Origin of the sequence: Hominimerdicola alba 8, from assembly GCF_000178155.2 — a bacterium.
Lineage (GTDB): Bacteria > Bacillota > Clostridia > Oscillospirales > Ruminococcaceae > Hominimerdicola > Hominimerdicola alba_C.
In genome coordinates, this window is record NZ_ADKM02000122.1 from 173,696 (window position 1) to 199,813 (window position 26,118).

The 26,118-nt window shown below is 44.7% G+C and carries 23 protein-coding genes; 8 read left to right on the top strand and 15 right to left on the bottom strand.

The window, feature by feature from the left end; all coding sequences use genetic code 11:
• Nucleotides 1–134: 134 nt before the first annotated feature.
• The 5 genes from CUS_RS14950 to CUS_RS14970 all read left to right on the top strand — a co-directional run bounded on the left by CUS_RS14950 (nt 135) and on the right by CUS_RS14970 (nt 9,381).
• Nucleotides 135–3,098: an acyl-CoA dehydratase activase gene (locus CUS_RS14950; protein WP_002852055.1), complete on the top strand. Its 2,964-nt coding sequence runs from the start codon at nt 135–137 to the stop codon at nt 3,096–3,098.
• A gap of 19 nt (nt 3,099–3,117) precedes the next feature.
• Entirely contained in the window at nt 3,118–4,392 is a 1,275-nt protein-coding gene (locus tag CUS_RS14955; RefSeq protein ID WP_002851960.1) for a 2-hydroxyacyl-CoA dehydratase, read from the top strand.
• 145 nt (nt 4,393–4,537) lie between these two features.
• Nucleotides 4,538–6,442, top strand: coding sequence for a GGDEF domain-containing protein (locus CUS_RS14960; protein ID WP_002852197.1), 1,905 nt, complete (start codon nt 4,538–4,540; stop codon nt 6,440–6,442).
• A gap of 12 nt (nt 6,443–6,454) precedes the next feature.
• Nucleotides 6,455–6,988, top strand: a complete 534-nt coding sequence (locus tag CUS_RS14965; RefSeq protein WP_002852301.1) for a nitroreductase family protein — start codon at nt 6,455–6,457, stop codon at nt 6,986–6,988.
• Nucleotides 6,989–7,125: 137 nt separating this feature from the next.
• Nucleotides 7,126–9,381: an N-acetylmuramoyl-L-alanine amidase family protein gene (locus CUS_RS14970; RefSeq protein WP_037277637.1), complete on the top strand. Its 2,256-nt coding sequence runs from the start codon at nt 7,126–7,128 to the stop codon at nt 9,379–9,381.
• Nucleotides 9,382–9,458: 77 nt separating this feature from the next.
• Here the strand turns inward: CUS_RS14970 and CUS_RS20530 are convergent, their stop codons facing one another.
• From CUS_RS20530 to CUS_RS15045, 15 genes are all read right to left on the bottom strand, one after another.
• The gene (locus CUS_RS20530) at nt 9,459–10,325 is read right to left on the bottom strand and encodes a cyclophilin-like fold protein (RefSeq protein WP_002852162.1); all 867 of its coding nucleotides are present in this window, start codon (nt 10,323–10,325) and stop codon (nt 9,459–9,461) included.
• A 127-nt stretch (nt 10,326–10,452) separates the two neighbouring features.
• Nucleotides 10,453–11,370 carry an ornithine carbamoyltransferase gene (gene argF, locus CUS_RS14980; protein ID WP_002852373.1) on the bottom strand — a complete coding sequence of 306 codons (918 nt, stop codon included), beginning with the start codon at nt 11,368–11,370 and terminating at the stop codon, nt 10,453–10,455.
• A 66-nt stretch (nt 11,371–11,436) separates the two neighbouring features.
• A complete protein-coding gene (locus tag CUS_RS14985; RefSeq protein WP_002852051.1) occupies nt 11,437–12,618 on the bottom strand; it encodes an aspartate aminotransferase family protein in 1,182 nt (393 codons plus the stop codon).
• Between the two features lie 19 nt (nt 12,619–12,637).
• Nucleotides 12,638–13,183: a YcxB family protein gene (locus tag CUS_RS14990; protein ID WP_002851966.1), complete on the bottom strand. Its 546-nt coding sequence runs from the start codon at nt 13,181–13,183 to the stop codon at nt 12,638–12,640.
• A 172-nt stretch (nt 13,184–13,355) separates the two neighbouring features.
• Nucleotides 13,356–14,219, bottom strand: coding sequence for an acetylglutamate kinase (argB, locus tag CUS_RS14995; RefSeq protein WP_002852078.1), 864 nt, complete (start codon nt 14,217–14,219; stop codon nt 13,356–13,358).
• A 42-nt stretch (nt 14,220–14,261) separates the two neighbouring features.
• Nucleotides 14,262–14,891, bottom strand: a complete 630-nt coding sequence (locus CUS_RS15000; protein ID WP_002852350.1) for a GyrI-like domain-containing protein — start codon at nt 14,889–14,891, stop codon at nt 14,262–14,264.
• Between the two features lie 14 nt (nt 14,892–14,905).
• On the bottom strand, nt 14,906–15,346 hold the full coding sequence (locus CUS_RS15005; protein ID WP_002852348.1) for a GNAT family N-acetyltransferase: 441 nt from the start codon (nt 15,344–15,346) through the stop codon (nt 14,906–14,908).
• 9 nt (nt 15,347–15,355) lie between these two features.
• Nucleotides 15,356–16,102, bottom strand: coding sequence for a TraX family protein (locus CUS_RS15010; protein ID WP_002852152.1), 747 nt, complete (start codon nt 16,100–16,102; stop codon nt 15,356–15,358).
• 33 nt (nt 16,103–16,135) lie between these two features.
• Nucleotides 16,136–17,434, bottom strand: a complete 1,299-nt coding sequence (gene argJ, locus CUS_RS15015) for a bifunctional glutamate N-acetyltransferase/amino-acid acetyltransferase ArgJ (protein ID WP_002852290.1) — start codon at nt 17,432–17,434, stop codon at nt 16,136–16,138.
• 5 nt (nt 17,435–17,439) lie between these two features.
• Complete coding sequence (locus tag CUS_RS15020) at nt 17,440–18,726, bottom strand: glycoside hydrolase family 3 N-terminal domain-containing protein (protein WP_002852013.1); 1,287 nt, start codon at nt 18,724–18,726, stop codon at nt 17,440–17,442.
• A gap of 54 nt (nt 18,727–18,780) precedes the next feature.
• Complete coding sequence (gene argC / locus CUS_RS15025) at nt 18,781–19,734, bottom strand: N-acetyl-gamma-glutamyl-phosphate reductase (protein WP_002852148.1); 954 nt, start codon at nt 19,732–19,734, stop codon at nt 18,781–18,783.
• 12 nt (nt 19,735–19,746) lie between these two features.
• Nucleotides 19,747–20,220, bottom strand: coding sequence for a hypothetical protein (locus tag CUS_RS15030; RefSeq protein WP_037277638.1), 474 nt, complete (start codon nt 20,218–20,220; stop codon nt 19,747–19,749).
• Nucleotides 20,201–21,574 carry an argininosuccinate lyase gene (gene argH / locus CUS_RS15035; protein WP_002852045.1) on the bottom strand — a complete coding sequence of 458 codons (1,374 nt, stop codon included), beginning with the start codon at nt 21,572–21,574 and terminating at the stop codon, nt 20,201–20,203. Before argH ends, CUS_RS15030 begins: the two co-directional genes overlap by 20 nt.
• 158 nt (nt 21,575–21,732) lie before the next feature.
• Nucleotides 21,733–22,164 (bottom strand): pentapeptide repeat-containing protein, encoded by a 432-nt coding sequence (locus CUS_RS15040; protein ID WP_002852242.1) that lies wholly within the window; start codon nt 22,162–22,164, stop codon nt 21,733–21,735.
• A 35-nt stretch (nt 22,165–22,199) separates the two neighbouring features.
• The gene (locus tag CUS_RS15045; RefSeq protein ID WP_002852294.1) at nt 22,200–23,432 is read right to left on the bottom strand and encodes an argininosuccinate synthase; all 1,233 of its coding nucleotides are present in this window, start codon (nt 23,430–23,432) and stop codon (nt 22,200–22,202) included.
• Between the two features lie 365 nt (nt 23,433–23,797).
• Here CUS_RS15045 and CUS_RS15050 point away from each other — a divergent pair, with 365 nt between their 5' ends.
• The 3 genes from CUS_RS15050 to CUS_RS15060 all read left to right on the top strand — a co-directional run bounded on the left by CUS_RS15050 (nt 23,798) and on the right by CUS_RS15060 (nt 26,040).
• A complete protein-coding gene (locus CUS_RS15050) occupies nt 23,798–24,331 on the top strand; it encodes a flavin reductase (protein WP_002852102.1) in 534 nt (177 codons plus the stop codon).
• 221 nt (nt 24,332–24,552) lie between these two features.
• Complete coding sequence (locus CUS_RS15055) at nt 24,553–24,993, top strand: NfeD family protein (RefSeq protein ID WP_002851959.1); 441 nt, start codon at nt 24,553–24,555, stop codon at nt 24,991–24,993.
• Nucleotides 24,994–25,077: 84 nt separating this feature from the next.
• Nucleotides 25,078–26,040, top strand: a complete 963-nt coding sequence (locus CUS_RS15060) for an SPFH domain-containing protein (RefSeq protein ID WP_002852049.1) — start codon at nt 25,078–25,080, stop codon at nt 26,038–26,040.
• Nucleotides 26,041–26,118 lie beyond the last annotated feature (78 nt).

Genomic DNA, 26,118 nt, shown 5'->3' on the forward strand with positions numbered 1-26,118 from the left:
AATTACCGTCGCTTCCGAAATATGGAAACGGCGGTTTTTGACAATTGTCTGAAAATTAATAAAATCGACTTGTAATTTGAATGCAAATATGTTATAATAAAGCTAATTTGTAATTTCTGCGGAGGTTTTTTCAGATGAGCAAGATCTATGATCTGGGTATCGACGTTGGTTCGACAACTGTCAAGACCGTTATTGTAGATGACGGTGAGTTTATATATAACAGATACGAACGGCATTTTTCACGTGTCCGTGAAACTGTGGCAGAACAGCTTAAGCTGATCCGCAAGAGTTATCCTGATGATAAATTTCGTATCGCCATAACAGGTTCTGCGGGGCTTGGTATTGCCGAAGCCTGCGGAATACCTTTCGTACAGGAGGTGTTTTCGGCATTCGTTGCTGTAAACAAGACTTATCCTGATGCTGATGTTGTGATCGAACTTGGCGGTGAAGATGCGAAGATAATTTTCCTGACAGGCGGCGTTGAACAGCGTATGAACGGTTCATGTGCCGGCGGTACAGGCGCATTTATCGATCAGATGGCAGGTCTGCTGGGTGTTACCCCTGATGATATGAACGATCTGGCAATGAAAGCTGAAAAGACCTACCCGATAGCTTCGCGCTGCGGCGTTTTTGCAAAGTCTGATATCCAGCCGCTGCTCAATCAGGGTGCCAAAAAGGAGGATATATCAGCTTCGATATTCCAAGCTGTTGTCGATCAGACTGTTTCAGGTCTGGCACAGGGCAGAAAGATCGAAGGCAAAGTGCTGTTTCTCGGCGGACCGCTCACATATCTCAGTGCGCTTCGCGAAACTTTCAAAAAGACACTTTCTCTGGAAGACGATAAGGCTATCCTGCCTGAAAGGTCTTCATGTTATATAGCTTACGGCGCTGCGCTCCATGCACATGATCTTGGCGAAGAAGTCACAATTGATGAAGCACTCGGCAAGATAGCCAATGAAAAGACAAATGACAATATCGTTGTCGGCAGAAGGCTGTTTGAATCTCAGGATGATTATGCCGAGTTCATAGAACGCCACAAGAAATCCGATCTTAAGTATGAAGATATAATGACCTATGAGGGCGATGCTTATCTTGGTATCGACGCAGGTTCTACTACAACAAAGCTGGTACTCATAACTCCTGAGGGCAAGCTGCTGTATCAGCACTACTGCTCAAATCAGGGTCAGCCGCTGGATATCATCGCATCTAAGCTGAAAGATATCTACAGACTGGCAGGTAAAAAACTGAATATCAAGGCTTCCGCAGTAACGGGTTACGGTGAGGAACTTATCAAGGCAGGACTTGGTGTCGATTACGGCATCGTTGAAACAGTCGCGCATTATAAAGCGGCAGCTTATTTCTGCCCTGATGTTGACTTTATCATCGATATAGGCGGTCAGGATATCAAGTGTTTCAAGATAAAAAATAATGCTATCGACAGTATCATGCTGAACGAGGCTTGTTCTTCGGGATGTGGTTCGTTTATTCAGACATTCGCAGGTGCGATGGGCTACGATATTGCCAATTTCGCTCAGCTTGGTCTTTTCGCAAAAGCACCTGTCGAACTCGGTTCGCGCTGTACTGTTTTTATGAACAGCTCTGTAAAACAGGCTCAGAAAGATGGTGCTACCGTTGAGGATATCTCCGCCGGTCTGTCAGCATCTATAATCAAGAATGCTGTCTATAAAGTTATCAGAGCAAAGTCCATCGATGAACTTGGTAAAAATATCGTAGTACAGGGCGGCACTTTCCTGAATGACGCTGTACTGCGCTCTTTTGAGCAGGAACTTGGCAGAAATGTTATCCGCCCCGCAATTGCCGGTCTGATGGGCGCGCTGGGCTGTGCCCTTTTTGCTAAGGAAAAATCAGCAGGTTCGCTGACAACTTCGGGACTTATAACCAAAGATGAACTTGATAATTTCACATACACCAGCCGCGCAGTACAGTGCGGCGGATGCGGTGCGCACTGCAATCTGACAGTGATACGCTTCAGCGACGGTCACCGTTTTATTTCAGGTAACCGCTGTGAAAAAGGTGCAGGCATCAAGATAACCGACCGCACTGAAAACATGATAGAATACAAATACAACTATATCAAGGAACTGGAAGAGAAAAAGCCTCGCATGAAACCTGTCGCCAGAGTAGGTCTGCCGCTGTGTCTTTCATATTACGACCTTATGCCGTTCTTTGCACAGCTTTTCATTGATCTGGGATTTGAAGTCGTATTCTCGGAGGAGTCTACAAGGGCGACCTACTACAAAGGTCAGCAGACCATACCATCTGATACTGTCTGCTATCCTGCAAAGCTGGCACACGGTCATATCGAAAGTCTGCTGGAAAAGGGTGTTGACTTCATATTTTACCCCTGCATGAGTTATAATATAGACGAGGGTGGTTCTGACAACCACTATAATTGTCCTGTAGTTGCGTATTATCCTGAACTACTTAAAGCTAACAACGATAAGCTGACAGAAGATAATTTCTTGGCGCCTTACATAGACTTGAACAATAAGAGTCATGTGGCTAAGGTCATGGCGAAAACATTGAAAAAATACGGCATAACCGCCAAGCAGGTCATGGCTCTGCTGAACAGGGCATATTCGTCACAGCTTGACTTCCGCCGCGATATAAAGGGCAAGGCGCAGGAGATAATGCGTGAAGCAAGGCGCAAGGGTCAGAAAATAATAGTTGTGGCTGGCAGACCTTACCACATCGATCCCGAAATAAATCACGGCATACATAAGCTGATAGCATCGCTCGGCTTTGCTGTCATTACTGAGGACAGTGTTGCAAGTCTGGTCGATACTCCCGCACTCGATGTGCTTAATCAGTGGACTTATCATTCAAGACTTTATCGTGCCGCGAAGTATGTTTGTGAACATGATGACATGCAGCTTGTTCAGCTGGTCAGCTTTGGCTGCGGCATCGATGCTGTCACTACTGACGAAGTAAGGGCTATACTGGAAGAACAGGGAAAGCTCTACACTCAGCTCAAGATCGACGAGATAACCAATCTCGGCGCAGCAAAGATAAGGCTGCGTTCACTGGCGGCGGCACTTGAAGAAAAAGACGCTCAGCTTGCCGCTAAAAGAGCATAGATAATTCGGAGGAATAGAAATGTCTGAAACGACTAACACATGTAATATACCCCATTCAGGCTCTGACAGAGTAAAAAAGTCATATTTTGACAAATCCAAAAAAGCTGACTATCTTGTGCTGGTACCCGATATGCTGCCTATTCATTTTAAGCTGATAATGGCTATTTATGAACAGTACGGTTATCGTATGGAACTTTTGCAGACCTCCACAAGAAGCGTTATCGACGAGGGTCTGAAAAATGTCCATAACGATACTTGCTACCCCGCACTGCTTGTTATAGGTCAGTTTCTTGACGCACTAAACAGCGGCAAGTATGACCCTGACCATACAGCACTTCTTATCTCACAGACAGGCGGCGGCTGCAGAGCCTCTAATTATATCCATCTGCTGAGAAAAGCGCTTTCTTCAACATATCCTCAGGTGCCTGTGCTTTCACTTAATTTCAGTGGACTGGAAAAAGATGCTTCGATAGAAGTTTCGCCCACCATCGCACTGAAACTGATATATGCTGTGCTTTACGGTGATATGCTCATGCTGCTGTACAACCAGTGCAAACCTTATGAGATAACCGAAAATTCCACTGATGAACTGCTGGCAAGATGGCAGCATCGTCTTGGCAAACTGTTCCATACAAAGCGCGATTATATGTCTACTGCAAGGATATACCGCGCCATGCTCAAAGATTTTGCAGCACTGCCGAGAACTAAAGTAAAGAAGCCGAAGGTCGGTATAGTAGGGGAGATATATGTCAAGTATTCTCCTTTGGCTAACAATCATCTTAACGAATTTCTTCTCAGCGAGGGCTGCGAACCTAACGTTCCCGGACTGCTTGACTTTGTTATGTACTGCGCATCTGACGCTGTAAACGACAGCAAACTTTATAATAACAGAAGCAAGAAGACTCTTATTTACGGCATCGGTTATGATGTGCTGTACAAATTCCAGAAACAGCAGATAAAGATAATCAACGAGCATGGAGTGTTCCAGCCTCCGCATGATTTTGAGCATCTTCGCGCCTGCGCTGACAAATATATCAATCAGGGCGTAAAGATGGGTGAAGGCTGGCTTATAACAGCTGAGATGGCGGCACTTGCTGAAACAGGCACGAAGAATATCATATGCACTCAGCCCTTTGGCTGTCTGCCAAATCACATAGTTGCAAAAGGAAGTGCGCGTGTGATCAAAAAGGCTTATCCTGATGCGAATATTGTTGCAATAGACTATGATCCCGGTGCTACCAAAGTCAATCAGGAAAACAGAATAAAGCTGATGCTTGCAAATGCTGTAATATAATGGCAAAAGGCGGAGAGATCCGCCTTTTTTTAATTTGTGAAACTTATCAAAAAGTTAAAATAGCTATTGCAATTGATTTCAAATTGTTGTATAATATAAGATATGGTTTTCCTTTAATTGTTTTTTTACGAGAGTAGGTGAACGCATGAAAAGAAAAACGATAGCATTGTGTGTGACAGGTTTTGACTGGGAAAAGGAAAGTCGCATCGTTGACGGTGTATGGCGCACCTGCCTTGATAAGGATATAAATCTGTTGATATTTGTCAATCTTCTGAGAAAACAGCCTGTCTATACCGAGCGACCATACTCAGAAAGCATACTTAACGGTGAATCTGAGATATTTGATCTTATAAATTATGATCTTGTAGACGGTGTGCTTATACTTGGTGACACTATGATCAGAGAAAGCATTATTGACGAAGTTGCAGATCGCGCAGAAGCCAAGAATGTACCTGTGATAAACGTCGCTGATCCCGATCACCCACTGGATCACAATATCTTGCTGAGCGACCGTAATGCAATGGAATTATGCGTGCGTCATCTGGTTGAAGAACATGGGCTGACAAAAATAAATTTCATTGGCGGTTTCCCGGGAAATTATGAAACAGAGATACGCCTTGCTGCATACAAAAAAGTTCTTGAAGAACATGGCATACCATTTGAAGAAAAACGTGTCGGTTATGGCAGGTTCTGGCGCAAGGCTTATGATGTGACAGAGGATTTCCTTAAAGAAGGGGATCTGCCGGAAGCTATTGCCTGTGCCAGTGATATGATGGCTTTTTTCTGTATGGATTGCCTGAAATCTCATGGTTACAGGATACCGGAAGATATTATTGTGACAGGTTTTGACGGCATAAAGGAAAGTGAGTTGTATTCGCCTACACTGACAACATCGCGCCATGCTTATGGCAGAGCGGGCGTTGAAGCAGTCAAAACACTGGAAAGGATCTGGGCTGGCGAAGAAGTCAGCAGAGATCTTTATGTTGAATCTGAACTTATCACCAGACAATCCTGTGGCTGTGTACCTAAAAAAGACAGGAATGAAGATTTCTATGGTGAGCAGATCGCTTTCCGTACCAGAAATCTGGAGTTCAACCATACCCTGATAGATATGAATACCAGACTTGCAGCGGCTGAAAATTCGGAAGAACTTTTTGCTGACTGTATCTCAGGGGCAGACTTTTTTTATATGAAGAATCTGTATGTCTGTATTTCTTCTTACTTTGAAAAGAGTGAGGACGATGGTATCTCAGCGGATACAACGCGCATTGCGGAAGATATGGTCTGTATGCTCGACAGACAAGGCAAAGTCCCTGTCAGGACTGAATTCAGGTCTAAAGACCTTGTGCCCATCAAGAACTTTCTGGACGGTGAAAAGATGGTCTTTATGGCTTTTTCGCCGCTCTATTACCGAGATGATATAATGGGCTATCTGGCTTATGAACCCAGCTATGTAGGCGGTTCAGGCGACTTGTTCACCACATGGGTGCTGAATATCGCAAATAATGCAGGCAGCTTCTACATGAAAAATCAGCTGAAATATGTGGTGAAAAAACTGGAAAATCTGTATGTGCGTGATCCTCTGACAGAACTTTATAATCGTCGCGGAATGAATAGCTTTGGTGAAGATCTGGTTGCTGATGCGGTAAGAAATAACAGTACTATCACAGTGTTTTCAGTAGATATTGATGACCTTAAGCCAATAAATGATAATTACGGTCACCAAAGCGGCGATAACGCGATATGCAGGGCTGCACTTTCTATTAAAACTGCCATGCCTGATGAGAGCGTTTGTTGCAGAACAGGCGGCGATGAGTTCGTGGTCATCAGTTCAAGACTTGAAAAGGGCATGGAAAAACAATATATCGAATCGATCGAAAAGGAACTAAACAGTTATAATAACGAGAGCGGCATGCCTTATAAAGTATCATGCAGCTGTGGTTTTTACACTGTTGACGGAAGCAAGTTTGAAAGTCTGGAAAAGATGATAACCCTTGCCGATATTGAAATGTATAAATCTAAAACTGCAAAAAAAGCAGGCAGATGTTAAGGAGTGTTTAAAATGGAATTTCAGCAGCTTATCGAAAGCAGAAGAAGTGTTAGAAAATACGCTGACAGGGAAGTGACTCGTGAGCAGATTGAAGAGATCATAAAAGCAGCTCAGCAGGCACCTTCATGGAAAAATCAGCAGACCAGCAAGTATTACTGTGTTCTTTCCAAAGAGAAGCGTGAGGCAGTCAGAACAACTTGTTTCCCGTCGTTCAATGAGCAGCGCTCTGTCAATGCAGCACTTATAGTAACTGCTTTTGAGAAGAACAATGTGGGCTTTAACGATGATGGTAAGCCTATAAACGAACTTGGTAACGGCTGGGGCTGCTATGACTTAGGTCTTCACAACATGCTTTTCCTTCTCAAAGCTAAAGAGATGGGGCTTGATACGCTGGTAATGGGTATAAGGGACGCACAGAAGCTTCGTGAGGTACTTGATATCCCTGAAAATGAGGAGATAGGAGCTGTGCTTGCTTTGGGTTATGCCGATGAAGAGCCTAAAAAGCCACGCCGCCGCGAACTTGATGATATAGCAAAATTTTATTGATACAGAAAGTCGTGTGCGCCCGACTTTTTTGTTTGCTTGTCTGAAAATCGGGTGAAGATTTGGTTAAAATGGTTGCATTGAATGATAAAATGTGGTATACTATTAAGGTAATATTTTAGGAAAGGAATTGTCCCTGCATGAGTACCAATGGCTTGGAAAATGGATTTATCCGTGATAAGACCCGCAGGATAGCGCATTACAGAAGTGTCAGAAATACTATCGCGGCACTTGTCAGCACAGCTGTCGTGGGACTTTGTTTCACAGGCTATCTGGTGTATCAGTCGTTCTATTCTGTCGGCTGGCATACCCATGCGGAGGGCACTTATTATATTTCCCCTGAAACTAATGAGCGTGTGACAGGTTATCAGATAATCGACAATTCCTGTTACCTTTTTGATGATAACGGTATAATATTGCCTCCGGGCTGGCACGATTTTCGTGGTGACACCTATTATATCGGCAGTGATGGCATAATACAGCGCGGCACAGTCGAGGTCGATGGGGTAAAATATTACTTCTCCACTGAATCAGGTGTTTTCAGAACAGGGCTGGTAAACATTAATGGTGACGAATATTACTTTGATGAACACGGCTTCCCAAGTTCAGGTTTTTCGGGAAATTCATATTTCGATGACAACGGCAAACAGTATCGCGGCTGGGTGAATGTGGGCGGCTCTCAGTATTATTTCAAGAGTGACGGCGAAATGGCTGTCGGCTTCTATGAGATAGAGGGCGAAGTATATTATTTCGACAGCGACGGTAAAATGGCTAACGATTGGAAAGTCATAAGCGGCGAGCGCTATCTTTTCAATGAAAATGGCGTTATGCACCGAGGTTGGATAGAAAAAGACGGCAATTATTTCTATGCTGACGATGAAACAGGCGCTTGTGTTAAAGGTTTTTATGAGATAGATGGCAATACCTACTATTTTGATGATAAGTCTGAGATGATAAAAAGCTGGAAGAAGATAGACGGTAACATGTACCATTTTTCTTCTGATGGCATAATGACAGTCGGCTGGTATGAGGAAAAGGACGCAAAGTTCTATTTCAATGAAAAGGGTCAGGCTGCGAAAGGCTTTGTTCTTATCGGTGAGGACTATTATTATTTCGATGATGAGTACAAGCTAAAAGACGGCTGGCAGACCATAGATGGTTTGAAATACTATTTCGGACGCGGCGGTGTTGTCGCAAGCGGCTGGACTGAACTTCCGGGAAAAGAGCTTATACCTTACACTCAGGAACCTGTCATGCTGAAATACTATTTCTATCCTGAAACACATGAAGCTGCTTACGGCTGGGCTTCAATAGGCAGCGCCGCAGCTGATGTCAAGCTGTTCAAGAAAGATATGTCAGACCTGCGCAAATTTGCAAAACTTTCTGATGAAGATAAACGCGCACTGACAGGTGATGATAAGGTTCGTTATGACGAACTTGAAGAAAAGTACAAAGATGAAACGATCGGTAAATTCCAGAAAGATGTCTATGATAAATTCGGCAGTGAGGTGCTGGGTGACTACTATTTTTACAGTGACTATACGCTGGCATACGGCTGGATAAAAGTTGGCGACTATCGCTTTCATTTTGACGAAGAAACAGGCAAAAAGACCATCGGCTGGGCAACTATTGACGGCAAGCGCTATTATTTCGGAGAAACAGGTGCAGCCTGCACAGGCGAGTTCAAGGGCAATGAAGAGAACTATGTTTTTTCGGCAGACGGCGTGCTGTCTGATGGTATCGTAAAGCTGGACGGTCAGATAAAGTATAAAAAAGGCGATGAAGACTGGCTTACAGATTCGTTCCACACCGAAGAGGGCAAGACTTATTATTTTGACGAAGAAGGAAATGCTGCCATCGGGTGGACTGATATTTATGACAAGCGCTATTTCTTTGATGAAGAAGGCGTTATGAAAAAAGGCATCTACAATGATGACGGCAAGATATACTACCTGAGTGAAGATGGCGCAGTATCCAACAAATGGGTCAATTTTGACAACAACAAGACCTACTATTTCGGTGCCGATCATACTGCTTCAAAGGGGTGGAACAAGATCGGCGGTATCGACTATTATTTTGGTGATGACTGCACATTGCAGGAAGGCTGGAAGACCATAGAAGATAAGCGATATTACCTCGAACACGGAGTTATGGTGAAAGGTCCGATCAACTATAATGGTGAATACTACATTGTTGGAGAAAACGGATATCTTACAGAAGGCTGGGTAAGCTGGAGCGGTGATAAGTACTATGCTCTCAGCGGCGGAAAAGTTGCTATCGGCTGGCTCGATATCGATGGCAAGCAGTATTATTTCGATTATGACGGTGTCATGCTCAGCGATGCTGAGATAGACGGCATTAAACTCGGTGCAGATGGTGCAGCTGTGATAGAGTAGATAGTTTGATGTCCTTTCGTTTGCAGAATATCACTGTGAATAGAAAAAGCAGAGCTTTTATGCTCTGCTTTTTTGATTTATTCAGTCATCTCAACGCTTATCCTTACCTCTGTTTCGCCATCGCCAAAGGCTTCAAGCAGTTCTTCACGGCTGGCATCAATGTGACCCAGCTTTGTGAAATTCCATGTGTTTTCGCCATAATAAACAGTTATCTTGTTTCCCTGATAAAGTATCACATCACCGGGAACAGTGGTTATGTCTGTGTCATTTGTAGTCAGTTCAAATGGAAGATCACCGACCTTTTCAAATCCGCCGTAGTCTGACATTGTTATCTCGATACCGCTGACAGGCATTTTACTTATCAGGTCATCAACAGAGGAGTTATCTTCAAGTTTTGCCAGAAATGTCCTGTCCCCCACATCGAAAGCAAGCACAGGGTAAGGGTCAGTAGTGATGTCAGCAAATTCGCTGTCATTCTCAGAACACTCAGAAATGGTTATCGGAGTTTCGTCAGTCGTACTGCTAACATTGTCTTCAGTCACTACCTCACCGGTCCAGTCGATTATACCGCCGAACTCATAAATATTTGTGTATCCCATATCAACAAGTTTTTGCGCAGCCTGCTTGCTTCTGTTGCCGCTGCGGCAGTAGATCAGTATTATCTGTTCAAGGTCAGGAAGTTCTGCGGGCTTCATTTTGTCGATCGTTTCATTCGGTATGCAGACTGCATCGGGTATATGTCCCGCTGCAAATTCGTCCTGCCGCCTCACATCAACGATGATATGCCCATCGTCCTGCGCCATCATATCTTTTGCTTCTTCCTGCGTTATCTGCTTATAGCCGCTATACTCGCCTGTGTTTTCTGTTAAAGTGCTTTTCGCAGCACAGCCTATCAGAAAACCGGCGGCTGCTGCAACAAGTACAGCGATAATATATCTTTTCATGTTTGACCTCCTTTATGCTTTTGAAGACATCTGCCCATAAGAACATTATACCACATTTCTTATGATTTTTCAACCGCAAAAAAGTCCGCAAGAACTTCAACTGCTCTTACGGACTTTATTACTATGCTTACTTCTTGTCGCCGCCCATAACCTTTACCATGACAGCCTTCTGTGCATGGAGCCTGTTCTCGGCTTCCTCGAATATCTCGTTAGCGTGAGCCTCAAAAACCTTCTCGGTTATCTCTTCTTCACGGTGAGCAGGCAGGCAGTGCTGAACCATAGCATCAGGCTTAGCCACAGCAATTATATCATCGTTTATCTGATAGCCTGCAAATGCGACTTTACGCTTCTCGGTTTCGGCTTCTTCGCCCATTGAAGTCCATACATCGGTGAACAGAACATCTGCGTCCTTAGCAGCCTCTGCGGGCTTGTCAGTCATAAAGAACTTGTCACCGTACTGCTTTGCAAATTCCAGCACCTTAGGGTCGGGACGATAGCCCTCAGGGCAAGCGATAGAAACGCTCATGCCGACTTTAAGACCGCCTACGATCAGCGAATTTGCCATGTTGTTGCCATCACCGATATAGCACATTTTCAGACCTTCAAACTGACCCTTGAACTCACGGATAGTCATAAGATCAGCCAATACCTGACAAGGGTGGCAGAAATCGGTCAGACCATTGATTATCGGTATCGAACCGTATTCAGCCAGATCCTCGACTTCCTTCTGTTCAAAAGTACGTATCATGATGCCGTCAAGATAGCGTGAGAGTACCCTTGCAGTGTCCTGCACAGGTTCACCTCTGCCTATCTGAAGATCACGGTTAGAGAGGAAGAGCGCCTGACCACCCAGCTGATACATGCCTGTTTCAAAAGAAACTCTTGTACGTGTTGAGGACTTCTGGAAGATCATGCCCAGTGTCTTTCCCTTTAACACCTTATGCTCGATGCCGTTTTTGTTTTCGTATTTGAGCTGATCTGCAAGGTTGAGTATATCGATTATCTCTTCCTTTGAGAGATCAAGCATTTTAAGAAGATGGTTCATAGTGTACCTCCGTTATTTCTGAAATGATAAATTATATTATATACCGTTTTTGTGCTTTTGTCAAGCTCATTCAGCAAGTATCTTTTCAAGTATTGCAATGCCCTTGTCGATCTCTTCATAGCTGATGTTCAGAGGCGGCAGGAAACGCAGTTTATCCTTTGCAGTGAGTATCAGCAGACCGTTATCAAGACAAGCCTTGCATACATCGCCCGCAGACTTTGTTTTAAGGCTGACACCCATCATCAGACCCAGACCGCTTATGCCTGTTACCTCAGGGTTGTTTATCAACTTCTGCCAGATGTAGTAACCCTTCTGAACTACCTCGTCAAGGAATCCCTCAGAACTTACCTTGTTCAGTACAGCAAGACCACCTGCACATACAACAGGGTTGCCGCCAAATGTCGAACCGTGTGTACCCTTAGTGAGAACGTCCTTGCACTTATCATTAGCAAGGCAAACACCTATCGGCAGACCGCCTGCCAGACCCTTTGCCATTGTTACGACATCAGGCTTTACGCCGAAATTCTCGCACGCAAGGAATTTGCCTGTCCTGCCCACACCCGTCTGAACTTCATCGCAGATGGTGAGTATATCGTTCTTTTCAGCTTCTTCAAATATTACCTTGACAAAAGCCGCGTCCAGTCCGATAACGCCGCCCTCGCCCTGAATGCACTCAAACATTATTGCGCAGACTTTGCCGTCATTTTCAGCCAGAACCTTTTTAAGGTCGTCGATATCGTTTGCTTTTACATTTACAAAACCTGGCAGGAAAGGGAAGAAGTAGTTGTGGAACACATCCTGACCTGTTGCTGAAAGTGTGCCCATAGTCCTGCCGTGAAAGCTGTTTACCAGTGTGATTATGATATTGCGCTCAGCTTCCTTGCCATACTTGTCGAAGCTGTACTTCCTGGCCAACTTGATTGCACATTCATTTGCCTCAGCGCCGGAGTTTCCGAAAAACATTTTGCTGTAGCCTGTTATCTCACAGAGTTTTGCCGCGAAATCTGCCTGCACCTTTGTGTAATAGTAGTTAGATGTATGCTGTATCTTGTGTGCCTGTTCACAGACTGCATTCACCCAGTCTTCGTTGCAGTAGCCAAGACTGTTTGTGCCGATGCCGGACCCGAAGTCTATATACTCCTTGCCCTCTTCGCTGACAGCAGTCTGCTTTTCGCCCTTGTCTAAAACCAGATCATACCTACCGTATGTCGGCATGACATGTTCGTTAAAATGTTCTATAGTATTCATTTTAAATTTCCTTTCATTATCAGTTTCCGTATTCAACACCGATGGTCTTGCCGTTGTTCATCATCAGCCTTTCAAACTCACTGATGTTTGTGGTAAAGCCGTTTTTATCCAGCTGATACTTGTAACCCATGTAGTATATGTAGTAGTGATATGGGTTCTGGGTCACTCTGTCGATGGCGTTGTAAGGTATGTTCATGGACTCAAAATCCTGAACTATCATTATCTTGTCCTCGGTGAAGTTATATGTGTAAGTCTTTGGTGGTGTTATTACCATACCAGTACCTGCACCGTTGCCGTACTTGCTTTTCACGACCATCTCAGCAGGTAAGTAGCCTATCACAAGGCAAATAAATCCGACTGCCAGCATTGTTGCGTAATTTGTATATGCTGCTGGTATCAGGAAAAAGTAGATTATCACGAAAAGCGGTATGCCGATGGCACCTGTAACGGTGTATCTCAGCTTTTTCTTCTCTCTGCCCAGTGCATTGTTTGCCTGCATGATCTCAAGGTCTGACATGTTGCTCTCAGATCTGGTCGTGGTAGTGTTTGAAAATAAGATGTTCATTTTTTGATCTCCTTTTCTGCCGCTGCGCATCTTTGGTGTTCACGGCATCTGTTGTCTTTTTATATAGTAAACTGTTACCCCATTTTGCCGAAGCTGTTTGTCTGAATTCTATATTTCTCGATATAAGTAATACGGGGTCATTGCAAACGGCTGTCTGTATGCTGTTTGTGGTTTAGTTGAACTGTGTGCCGATACCTTCGTTTGTCAGCAGTTCTATCAGTATAGAGTGCGGCACTCTGCCGTCGATTATGGAAGTCCTCTTGACACCGCGTCTGACTGCCTCCACGCAGCAATCTATCTTTGGTATCATACCGCCGCTGATGATGCCCGACTTTTTCAGGAAAGGCACTTCGCTGACATTTACCTGCGGTATAAGTGTGCTGTCATCGTCCTTGTCTTTAAGCAGACCAACGATGTCAGTCATAAGTATCAGTTTTTCTGCACGCAGGCATGAAGCTATCCTCGATGCCGCTGTATCTGCATTTATATTATATGACTGTCCGTCATCACCGATGCCCACAGTTGAGATTATCGGCACATATCCGCCGTTTAGCGCATCAAGTATCGGCTTTGTGGTGACTTTTCTTATCTCGCCCACATAACCATAATCTTCGCCGTCATCACGTTCCAGCTTGTCAGCGATTATCATTCTGCCATCACATCCGCAAAGACCCAGCGCGTTGCCGCCGTGAAGCTGAAGTGCCGAAACGAGTTCCTTGTTCAGTTTACCGCAGAGCACCATCTTGACTATATCCATAGTTTCTTTGTCTGTATAACGCAGACCATTGATGAACTTGCTTTCGATGCCCACTCTTTTCAGCATAGCGTTTATCTCAGGACCGCCGCCGTGAACCAGTACGACCTTGATACCGACCTCGCTCAGCAGTACTATGTCGCTCATAACCGCTTCTTTAAGTGCCTCGTTTGTCATAGCGTTTCCGCCGTATTTTACAACTACCACTTTGTTGTGATATTTCTGTATGTACGGCAGAGCGTCGCTTAAGATCTGACTTCTGATACTGTTTGAAATGTCCATTTTACATCTTCCTTTATTTTACCCCAAACGGGGAAGTATTTACTAAGCCTTTTTTATCGGGTGTCTTATCACTGTCTTCCACTTTTCGGGAGGACTTTTTCGCGGATCGGATAAGTAGATCTCATGGTGTAGCCGCTGACCCATATCGATGACATATCCCTGTTCTTTCGCGAAATTTTCCATCAGTAAAACACTTTCAGGCTCGTCATCGTAGGGACCTATGTGCATTATCTGTACGCACAGCCCCTCCTCCAATGTAAGAAACTCTGCTTTTGTGCAATCCAGCTTTTTCTTCTTCTCAGCCGTTTCCACTGCCCATCGGAAATCTTCTTCTGTGATGAAATCCGGCAGTCTTATAACTGATATCCATTCCAGAGAACTCTTGTCAGCATAGTCCATTTCAGAATTATCGCCCTGTTTCCAGAACCCTTCCAGCGGCGGCACAACATATTCGTAAAAGCCCTCAAATTTATGGTCAGTCTTGTAACTCATTTTCAGAGTGTAAGCAACAGCATACAGCACCTCGATGGCTTTTTGGTAATCGCCGTCTTCTTCGTTTGGGTCGCCTTTTCCACTGACCGCGATATAATTTGTTTTCGTCACATCGACAATTGACGGCTTCCTGCCCGGCATGTAGAATTCTTTGTATTCCTTTTTAAAATCAAATGGCATGCTTAGCACCTCCGTCAGGTATCGATCCTTTTAAGTTCTTTAAGTGCCATGTTTCTGTAAACCAGATCATCACGTTCTGTAAAGCCCTTAGCCTCCCAGAAACCGTTGCCAATATCATTTCTCTCAAAGACGACCAGCGCACACTTACTTATCTTCTCTTTTCCGAGAGCCTCCATCGCAAGCCTTACCAACTCGCCGCCAATGCCCTGCCTTCGTCTGTTTTCCTTTACAGCAGTGTGGTGTATATAACCACGTCTGCCATCATTGCCGCACAGTATTACACCGATGATCTCATCATTATCCTCACATACAAAGCAAGTAGAGGGATTTCTTCTCAGATATCGCTCTATGCCTTCCCGTGAATCATCGACATCATTAAGACCCATACCTTTGGTACCAAGCCATAAGGCATAGACCTTGTCATAGTCATCTATCAGCATATTCCTGTATTTCATGAAACCGCCTCAGAAAACATACCATTTAAGTATGCCGAGTATTATCAGATGAAGCGGATAAAAAACATAGAAAAACCACTTGTTGAAAGCGCTCTTGCTGCCGCCCTTGCCGTTGTAGCAGTACACTATCATGATCGGCACCAACAGTACCCCAAGATTATACCAGCCGGCAACAAAAACAAGAAGCAGATTTGGCAGATACACCAGCGTCACGGCGATGTATTTTTTCTTTTTATCGTTTCTGTATATGTAGAGGACAAGTGGTCCGAGAACGTCCATCACAGGCCAGTCACCTATGGACGAAAGCAAGCACAGCACTACTATCAAAACTATTTTATCACTTTTTTTCAGCTTGCTGCTGTCCCATATCCTCAGCGCTGTAATGCCGAGAAACAAAGTGAAAATCACGCTTTGCTGAAGCAGGAAAAAGGGACGTTCCAATAGCTTGTCGATGCCTGATTCAAAAAACACGAACGGCAGCCACGATATTATCGCAAATATCCCAAGCCTTTTCTGATACCTGTTAACATCCCTTGTGTGAACATAGCCTTCATACAAAAAGTATGCCATCGTAGGACCTGTCAGTCTGCCCACAAAGTGGAACAGGTTTGTCACAATCAGTGGAAGACTGCTTTCAAATCCCCATGCCACATGGTCAAGCACCATAGTCACAATGACTATGTACTTAAGTGCATTTCTGTCAAGAAATCCACTTTCTTTACGAACACATAAGGTATCCGCAGGTGTATTTCCCATATTCAGTTGTCCTCTCTTTTGTATATATTTCTTTTAGCTTCTGTAATCGCCGTTTATCTTTACATAATCATAGGTCAGGTCGCAGCCCCAGGCAGTTGCTTTACCATCGCCGTCACCTACACAAACATTTATGAATATCTCGTCTTCCAGCAATATTTTCTTTGCTTCTTCCTCTGAGAAAGGCACGCCCGCACCATTTTCGCAGACATGTATCTCGCCCTGTTTCGATGCTATCTTAACATCTACCTTGTTGATATCAAATTCAGCATTTGCGTAACCTACCGCGCAAAGAATACGCCCCCAGTTCGCATCAGCACCGAACATAGCACACTTGAACAGCGGTGAGCAAATAACGCTCTTAGCAATTATAATTGCATCGTCCTGATCTTTAGCACCGCATACGTTGCATTCCAGCAGTTTTGTCGCACCCTCGCCGTCCTTAGCCAGCATTTTTGTGATATTGCTCATTATTATGAAAAGTCCTTGCTTGAAAGCATCATAATCCTTGCCCTCAGCAGTTATCTCGGCGTTGCCTGCAAGACCGTTAGCCATAACAGCGCATGTGTCGTTGGTTGACTGGTCGCCGTCGACCGAAAGACAGTTATAAGTGACCTTAACAATATCTGTAAGCGCCTTTTTGAGCATTTCTGCACTGATAGCACAATCGGTGGTGATGACATTCAGTGTGGTCGCCATGTTGGGGTGTATCATTCCGCTGCCCTTGCCCATGCCGCCTATGTGACATGTCTTTCCGCCAATATCAAACTCAACAGCAACTTCTTTCTTTACAGTATCGGTGGTCATTATCGCTATGGCTGCCTTTTCATTACCGTCATAAGCAAGACCGCTGTACAGGGTATCCATAGCCTTTTCAACAGGCTCTATCGGCATTATCTGACCGATAACACCTGTCTGTGCGATAAGCATCTCTTCAGTCTTGATACCCAGTTTAGCCGCAGCCAGTTCGCACATCTTTATAGCCTTTTCTTCGCCGTCGGCATTGCAGGTGTTGGCATTTTTCGAGTTCAGGATAAAACCCTGTGCCTTACCTCCTGTTGCCGCAAGATGCTTTTGCGAAACAGTGACAGGCGCACCCTTTACCTTGTTCTGTGTGAAAACTGCTGCTGCATTGCACATCACATCAGCTGCCACCAGACAAAGGTCAGGCTTTTCATTTGAAAGGGGACTTTCATTTCCGTCAGTTTTTTCAGCTGCGTCCATTGCCTTTTTTATACCACAGTAAAGACCGTTAGCTTTGAAACCCTTTGCAGCACAAACGCCGCCATCTATATATTTGTAGCCGTCATAGACTACCTTGTTTATCTCTTTCATAGTTATTACTCCTTAGTTTCTATATCGTCAAACAGTCCGTTCTCAGCTTTAAGGGTGAGTATTCTCCTTACGCTGCCGTTTATCCTGCTTTTAGTTATTTTACCGTCCTCTGCGGCTTTGAGTACTGCTCTGTATGCCTTGTCAAGGTCATATGGAGTCAGAACGATATCTGCACCGGCTATTATGGCTTCAACTGCACAGTCACCCTGCATATAGTTTTGGGTGATCGAACTTGCAGCCATCGAATCTGTCATTATAACACCTTTGTACTCAAGTTCATCTCTGATCTTATCCTGTATGAACTGCTGTGACATCGATGCGGGATACTCGTCATCTGTAACAGCAGGCAGTTCGATATGACCCACAAGCAGCAGATCTGTTTTGTCGAGCGAATCAACAAAAGGTGCAGCATCTCTTTCAAGGATAGTTTCCCAAAGGCTTCCATTATAGAAGATATTGTCGCCGTCAGCATTTGAGTCTGCATAACCTGGAAAGTGGTTTACAGCAGCCATTACTCCTGCTTTATGCAGACCGTCTATCTCAGCAGATACCATATTTGAAACAATGCCTGCATCAGCAGAGAAATTTTTGTCGATCACTTTATCACTGTTCAATGAAATATCAGCACATGGCGCGATATCCACATTAACGCCGTAGCTTGCCAGATACTTGCCTATCTCATTGCCGAGGATTTCAGCTTTATCAGCATCACCCGAAGCACCTATCAGGTTCATATTGTCGAAAAGTTTGACGTTGAAGTTCACATTGTTTGCGATAGGTGCATACTCTCCACCGAGTTCTTTCACACCGATGAACAGCGGCACATCAGCCGTATCCTGCAATTCAGAAGTAAACTCTGTAAGCTGTTCGGGGTCGATGATATTCTTCTCATAAAGCATTATTCCGCCAACATGATATTTTTCCATAGCTTTTCTCATCATGCCGTCAACGTAGGTCACGCCGCCCAGATCATCGTTGTTTACAACACTGTTTTCAAAGCCGGTTTCAAGTGCATCAGCCCTTACAAAAAACAGCTGACCGACCTTTTCTTCAAGGGTCATTCCATCGAGTATCTCTTCCACTAAAGCGGCAGTATCGCCGTCTTTTGAAGTTCCTTCTTTGCTTTTGTCGTTTTCAGCTGTCGTGGTATTATCTTCCGCAGCGGTAGTTGATCTGTCATCGCTGCCGTACTTCTTAGTCACTGTCTTTCCCGACGGTTTGCCAAGACTCCCACAGGCGGCTGCCGAGAAAGTCATGAAAATTGCCAGTGCTGCGATTGCTGTTTTCTTCATAAGTTCTCCTCAGTGATCTGTAAGTTTTGGATCATATGGTAAGTATAGTTGAGTTTATTCCAGACCTATCGTTTCATCAATTCCAAGCATTATGTTCATATTCTGCAATGCAGCGCCGCTTGCGCCCTTGCCAAGATTGTCAAATCTTGAACAAAGCAGTATTTGATCGTCATTACCGAATACAAATATCTGCATGTTGTTCGTATCAGCCAGTGTGTTAGCTGCAAGGAAACCATCGGGAAGTGTTTCTTCACCGCCAAGTTCCATCACCTTGACAAAGTGCTGACCTGCATAGTGTGCAGTCATTATCTCGTGTATCTCGGCAGGAGTATATTTCTTGTTCAGGCATCTGCTTACAAGCGGTACCGAAACGACCATTCCGCTGAAATAATCATCAACTATAGGGTTGAACATCGGCGGGTACTTCATGCCGCATACAGCCTGCATCTCAGGCAGATGCTTATGATGCTGTGCCAGTGCATACTGTCTGGGTGAGTTCATCTCGAATGTCTTGTCAGCGCCTTCAATAGCATCTATCATCTTGTTTCCGCCGCCGCTGTAACCTGAAACTGCGTGGCATGTAACAGGGTAGTCCTCAGGAAGAACGCCTGCCTGTATCAGAGGATATACCAGTGAGATGAAGCCGCTGGCATAGCATCCGGGGTTCGCAACTCTCTTTGACTTTCTTATATTCTCCCTGTGCTTTTCGGAAAGCTCAGGAAAACCGTAATCCCATGCGGGGTCTGTTCTGTGAGCTGTCGAAGCGTCGATTATCCTTGTATCGGGGTTTGTACACAGCTTGACAGCTTCAACAGCCGCCGCATCAGGCAGACACAGGAAAACAATGTCAGCGCTGTTTATAAGTCTTGCTCTCTCATCAGTGTCCTTGCGCTTGTCTTCATCTATAAGCAGTATCTCGATATCATCGCGCTTGCCAAGTCTTTCATATATCTTAAGACCTGTCGTACCTGCTTTACCGTCTATAAATACCTTGAATTTATTGCTCATTTATTTCACGTCCTATTTATTATTCTTGGATCTTTTGTCAGCTGAACTGTCGATTATAGAAGTGTAAGGTTTATCTTCACCAAGTTTTTTCATTCTGCGCTGTTCACGATACGCCCTGACCGCTTCTTTGTCAGCAAAACAGCTGCCCAGTCCGCAGCCAAAAAGCAGACATAATATCGTCATGACTATCATGTTCGGGATTATTGCCCGATAAGTTCCCCAGCTTATATACATCAGTACCGAAGCCGCTATTACCGCAGCAGGGAAGTACCACATAACTCCGTGTCGCCTGCAAAGCCTGAAAAACATGAACAGACAGCCTGCCGGATATATGAACCCGAATGACAGCATCAGCATAAGTGCGCTCGGCAGTACCTTGTCTACAAACAGCACCAGAAATATCCCGAAGACAAGCCATGCCCCAAATATGGTCAGTGCGCTTAGCTCTTCACTTTTTCTGATCTTATCAAATCTTTTCACGGACATATGCTATCTGTGCCTTTACCGATTCAGGTGCAGGACCGCCTGCCGCCTTACGCTGCATAACGCAGGTATCAAGGCTTATGGCATCGTAAACATCCTCATCAAAGTTTTCGGTAAGTTTCTTATATTCTTCCAGCGGCAGCGTTTCCAGCGTACAGCCGAGTTCGATACAGGTGTGTACCAGTGTACCCGTTATCTTGTAAGCATCTCTGAAAGGCATGCCCTTTTTAACGAGATAGTCGGCGCAGTCGGTAGCATTGATAAAGCCCTTAGCTGCCGCATTTCTCATGTTATCCTTAAGTACTGTCATGGTGTCGAGCATCGGAATGAAAGTCTTAAGGCACAGCTTTACTGTATCTATAGCGTCAAAGATAGCTTCCTTGTCTTCCTGCATATCTTTGTTGTAAGCCAGCGGTATGCCCTTCATCATCACCAGCAGAGTGTTGAGGTCGCCGTATACTCTGCCTGTCTTGCCGCGTATAAGCTCGGTAACATCGGGATTTTTCTTCTGCGGCATTATCGATGAACCTGTAGCATAAGCATCGTCCAGTTCAACAAATTTGAATTCCCACGAGCACCACATGATTATCTCTTCGGAAAATCTTGAAAGGTGCATCATCAATATAGAAATAGCCGAAGCCAGTTCAATACAGAAATCTCTGTCAGAAACGCCGTCAAGCGAATTCTGTGTTATCTCATCAAAACCCAGCAGATCGCAGACGCGCTGTCTGTTGATCGGATATGTGGTCGAAGCCAGTGCGCCGCTGCCGAGAGGCATGATATTGAGGCGCTTTTTGCAGTCATCCAGTCTGCCGAGATCTCTCAGCAGCATATTTGCATAAGCCATCAGGTGATGTGCAAAAGTTATCGGCTGTGCCCTCTGCATATGTGTGTAGCCGGGCATTACAGTGGAAAGATGCTTTTCAGCCATGTTCAGAATGGTGTTCTCAAGCTCCTTGACGAGTGCTATTATTTCGTCAGCCTCGACTTTGAGGTTCATTCTGATGTCCAGTGCCACCTGATCGTTTCTCGACCTGGCAGTGTGTAGTCGTTTGCCTGTGTCGCCAAGCCTTGCGGTAAGTTCAGCCTCAACGAACATGTGAACATCCTCCGCTGTCGGGTCAAACTCTAACTTGCCGCTGTCTATATCAGCGAGGATACCTTTCAGACCTTCAACGATCTTCTTGCTTTCTTCAATATCGATGATACCGCATTCGCCCAGCATGGTTGCATGAGCCATTGATCCTTCGATATCCTGTTTATACATTCTGTGGTCAAAAGAGATCGAAGAGTTGAAATCATTTACTCTCTCGTCTACCTCTTTAGTGAAGCGTCCTGCCCACATTTTTCCTGCCATGTTATTTACCGTCCTTTATGTCATTATTTTCAATAATCAGCCTGCTTATACAAACCGCCCTTATTCAGAGCGATCTGTATAAACAGGTATGGGCAAAATAACCCGTAAGTGAGAGTTATCCTGCCCCAAACCTGCGATCAGTCTGTCAAAACAGACTGTTATTCCTTTTCGTGCTGTTCCAGAAGTTTCTGGATATCGATGCCGTTGATCTTAAGCCCGTCGATCTTGCAGTCGCTTATCTCAACACCTGTAAGGTCACAGTGTATGAACTGAGAATTCTTCAGATCTGGGTTCTTGAACTCGACATTGTTCATGATAGAGCAACCAAAACGCGAACCGCTGATATTTACACCAAGAAAACGTGAGTTTACCATGTACATATCAGTGAACCTGGTGCTCTGCATGCTAATGTTGTCGAAAACGGTATCGTCCATATTAACATCCTCGAAGTTAGAACCTTTCAGGTTAACATTCTTGAACGTAGCCTCGCCCAGATTAACATCTTCAAAAGAAGAATTGGGCAGGTTGTCGTAGGATATCTCGACCTTCTTGTCGAAACCGGGTTCAAAGTAGGAATTATTGTCTGACATACTATGACCTCCTGTTAATAAATTTTTGCAGAATATTACTTCTGCTGATTTCTCTTCTGCTCGAGCTTAGCGCGTACCTTGATCGGCAGACCGAACAGGTTGATGAAGCCTGCGGAATCAGCCTGATTGTAAACATCGTCCTCATCGAAAGTAGCAACTTCCTCGTCATACAGGGTGTAAGGAGAAGTAACGCCCGCGTTGATGATATTGCCCTTGTACAGCTTCAGCTTAACATCACCTGTAACAGTCTTCTGTGTTTCGGTAACGAATGCGCTCATAGCTTCTCTCAGAGGTGTGAACCACTGACCGTTGTATACGATGTCAGCAAACTTGATGCTAAGATACTGCTTGATACGTGCAGTTTCCTTGTCGATGGTGATGGTTTCCAGAACTTCGTGAGCCTTGTACAGTATAGTTCCGCCGGGAGTTTCATAAACGCCTCTCGACTTCATGCCTACCAGTCTGTTCTCTACCAGGTCAGCCAGACCGATACCGTTAGCGCCGCCCAGTTCGTTGAGCTTGCTTACCAGTTCCTTGCCGCCCATCTCAACACCGTCGATAGCTGTAGGGATACCCTTTTCAAAGTGGATAGTCACATAAGTGGGCTTGTCGGGTGCCTGCAGAGGAGATACGCCCAGCTCCAGGAAACCGGGCTTCTCATACTGAGGCTCATTTGCAGGATCTTCAAGATCCAGACCCTCGTGAGAAAGATGCCAAAGGTTCTTATCCTTAGAGTAGTTGGTCTCTCTGTTGATTTTCAGAGGAATGTTGTGTGCCTCAGCATAGTCGATCTCCTGATCTCTGGACTTGATGTCCCAGATCCTCCAGGGAGCGATTATCTGCATGTCAGGTGCGAAAGCCTTGATAGCCAGCTCAAATCTTACCTGATCGTTGCCCTTGCCTGTGCAGCCGTGGCAGATAGCGTCAGCGCCTTCCTTGATGGCGATCTCAGCGATCCTCTTTGCGATGATAGGTCTAGCAAAAGAGGTGCCCAGCAGATACTGGTTCTCATAAACTGCGCCTGCCTGTACGGTAGGATAAACGTAGTCGGTGATGAACTCTTCGGTCAGATCCTCGATGTACAGCTTGGAAGCACCTGTCTTGATAGCCTTCTCCTCCAGACCATCAAGCTCGGTACCCTGACCAACGTCACCGGAAACTGCGATAACTTCACAGTTATTGTAGTTTTCTTTCAGCCACGGAATGATGATCGAAGTATCAAGTCCGCCCGAGTAAGCGAGTACAACTTTTTTGATTTCTTTAGCCATGATGTGTTTCCTCCAAAAAAAGTAAAATTTCAGGCATTGGGTGTATAGTATGTCAAACAATATACATATTATACACCTTTCTTCGGATTTGTCAAGGGGGTAAACGCATAAAATTTATAAAATATGCAAAATTTTTGTTTATATATTGCATACCGTGCGATATTATACAAGAATTGATACATATTATGTAAGATTTATCCGTTTGCCGACCACAATATATATGACCGCAGTGCCCTATATATAGTTATTATATCACAATTTGCTAAAAAAAGCAATTACAAAATGGTTGCATTTTCAAAAAATATAGAGTATAATATTATTGTGTCAGAAGACACATCAAATTTACGCGAAAGGCGGAATGAAAAATGAGTACATTGGTCGAGAAATACGGTTTTAAAGAGGTAGACCCTCAGGCGCTTGGTGATATGGAGTTCAATCCTTATAAGAAGATCGACAAGGAATGGTTCTTAGTCACCGCAGGAGATGAGAGCGGCTACAACACCATGACTGCTTCGTGGGGATTTGCAGGTATAATGTGGGGTAAACAGACTTTTACAACAGTTATCAGACCTCAGCGCTATACTAAGTCTTTCATTGACAAGTCCGATACCTTTACTATCTGCTTCTTTGATGAAAGCGAAAGAAAAGCATTGCAGTTTTGTGGCTCACACAGCGGAAAAGATCACGACAAAGCAGCCGAAACAGGGCTTGTACCCGTGTTTACCGATGGTACCACTGCTTTTGAACAGGCTAAACTTGTTCTTGTATGCGAAAAAGCATATGTTCAGCCGATGGAGGGCGGCTGCTATCAGGATAGAACGCTGCTTGATAAATTTTATGCAGCGGGTGATCACCATGTTCAATATATAGGCATAATCAAAAAAGTATATGTAAAGTAGATCGCTTTTACATTATATCAGCTTGTAAAGTGCAACCACTTTTCAGTGCTTAAAACTGTTTTCGGGTCGTTTTTCACCGATCTGTCAGACAAATTTTATCTGTTAGCCAAGTCAAAACTATTGAAAAAAATGTAATAATGTGCTATAATATCAGTATAGTGAAGCAAGTGCTTCGCTGAGAGAAATAACAGATAAAAGAACAGGAAAGGAGCTGATTTGTCATGACTGCTACTGCATGTATAATCGTATGGGCTGTCGCATTCGTATTTTTTGTTGTCGTTGAGATCGCCAATGGTGCGGGTCTGCTGAGCATATGGTTTGCACTGGGTTCGCTGGCAGCCATGTTCTGTGCTATTGCGAAGCTCCCGTTCGTGGCGCAGTTTGCGGTATTCGTACTGATGTCGATCATATTCCTCATCGCTACAAGACCTCTGGCAAGAAAAGTTCAGAAAACTGCGATACCTACGAACTTTGAGCTTGATGTCGGCAAGACGGCACAGGTAATTGAAGGCGTTGACAACAGTCAGAACAAGGGCAGAGTAAAGCTGGACGGCACAGACTGGTCTGCTGTATCGGCAGACGGCAGCAAGATACCCGTCGGTGCAATAGTTCGTGTAGTCGAAGTGTCAGGTGCCAAGCTGATCGTTGAGCAGCAGAAGTAAGCATATTCGGCGGTAAAGTATTGTCCGTACTGCTTGAAAAAAAGGAAACAAAATGTATTACGTATTTTATGGAGGTAAACAAATATGAGTCCCGTTATTATCGTGCTGATCGTGATCGCAATCATTGTGCTGATCATAGCAACAAATATCAAGATCGTTCCGCAGGCATATGTATATGTCGTTGAAAGGCTGGGTACTTTCCATGCTGCGTGGGGTACAGGTCTTCATGTAATGGTGCCTATCATCGACAGAGTCGCTAAGAGAGTTTCCATCAAGGAACAGGTCGTTGACTTCAAGCCGCAGTCTGTTATCACAAAGGATAACGTTACGATGCAGATAGACACCGTTGTATTCTTCCAGATAACCAATGCTATGCAATTTACATACGGCGTTGAAAGACCTATCTCCGCTATAGAGAACCTGACAGCTACAACACTGAGAAACATCGTTGGTGACCTCGACCTTGAAGCTACACTGACTTCCCGTGATATCATCAATACCCGCATCACTGCGATACTTGATGAAGCCACAGACCGTTGGGGCATCAAGGTACAGCGAGTTGAACTGAAAAACATTCTTCCGCCCCGTGAGATACAGGACGCGATGGAAAAGCAGATGAAGGCTGACCGTGAAAGGCGTGAGAAGGTAATTCAGGCTGAGGCTGAAAAGAAGTCCCAGATACTTGTGGCAGAAGGTGAGAAGGAGTCAAAGATACTCAGAGCGCAGGCTGACAAGGAGTCGCAGATACTCGCCGCTGAAGCTGAAAAGCAGTCAATGATACTCAGGGCAGACGCCGTTAAGGAACAGAAGATACTTGAAGCAGAAGGTGAAGCGCAGGCTATCGAGATGGTACAGCGTGCAATGGCTGACAGTATCGTGAAGCTGAATGCAGCTAATCCTAATGATGCAGTTATCCAGCTCAAGAGTCTTGAAGCGTTCAGCAAAGCTGCTGACGGCAAGGCTACCAAGATCATTATCCCCAGCGAGATCCAGTCGTTGGCAGGTCTTGCAACAGGTCTTAAAGAGATCGTCAAGGATAATAAATGATAATTTCAGAACCGTCCTCTTGCAGGACGGTTCTTTTTGTCTTGATTTTGCGCCGAAGATATGATATACTGTTAAAAA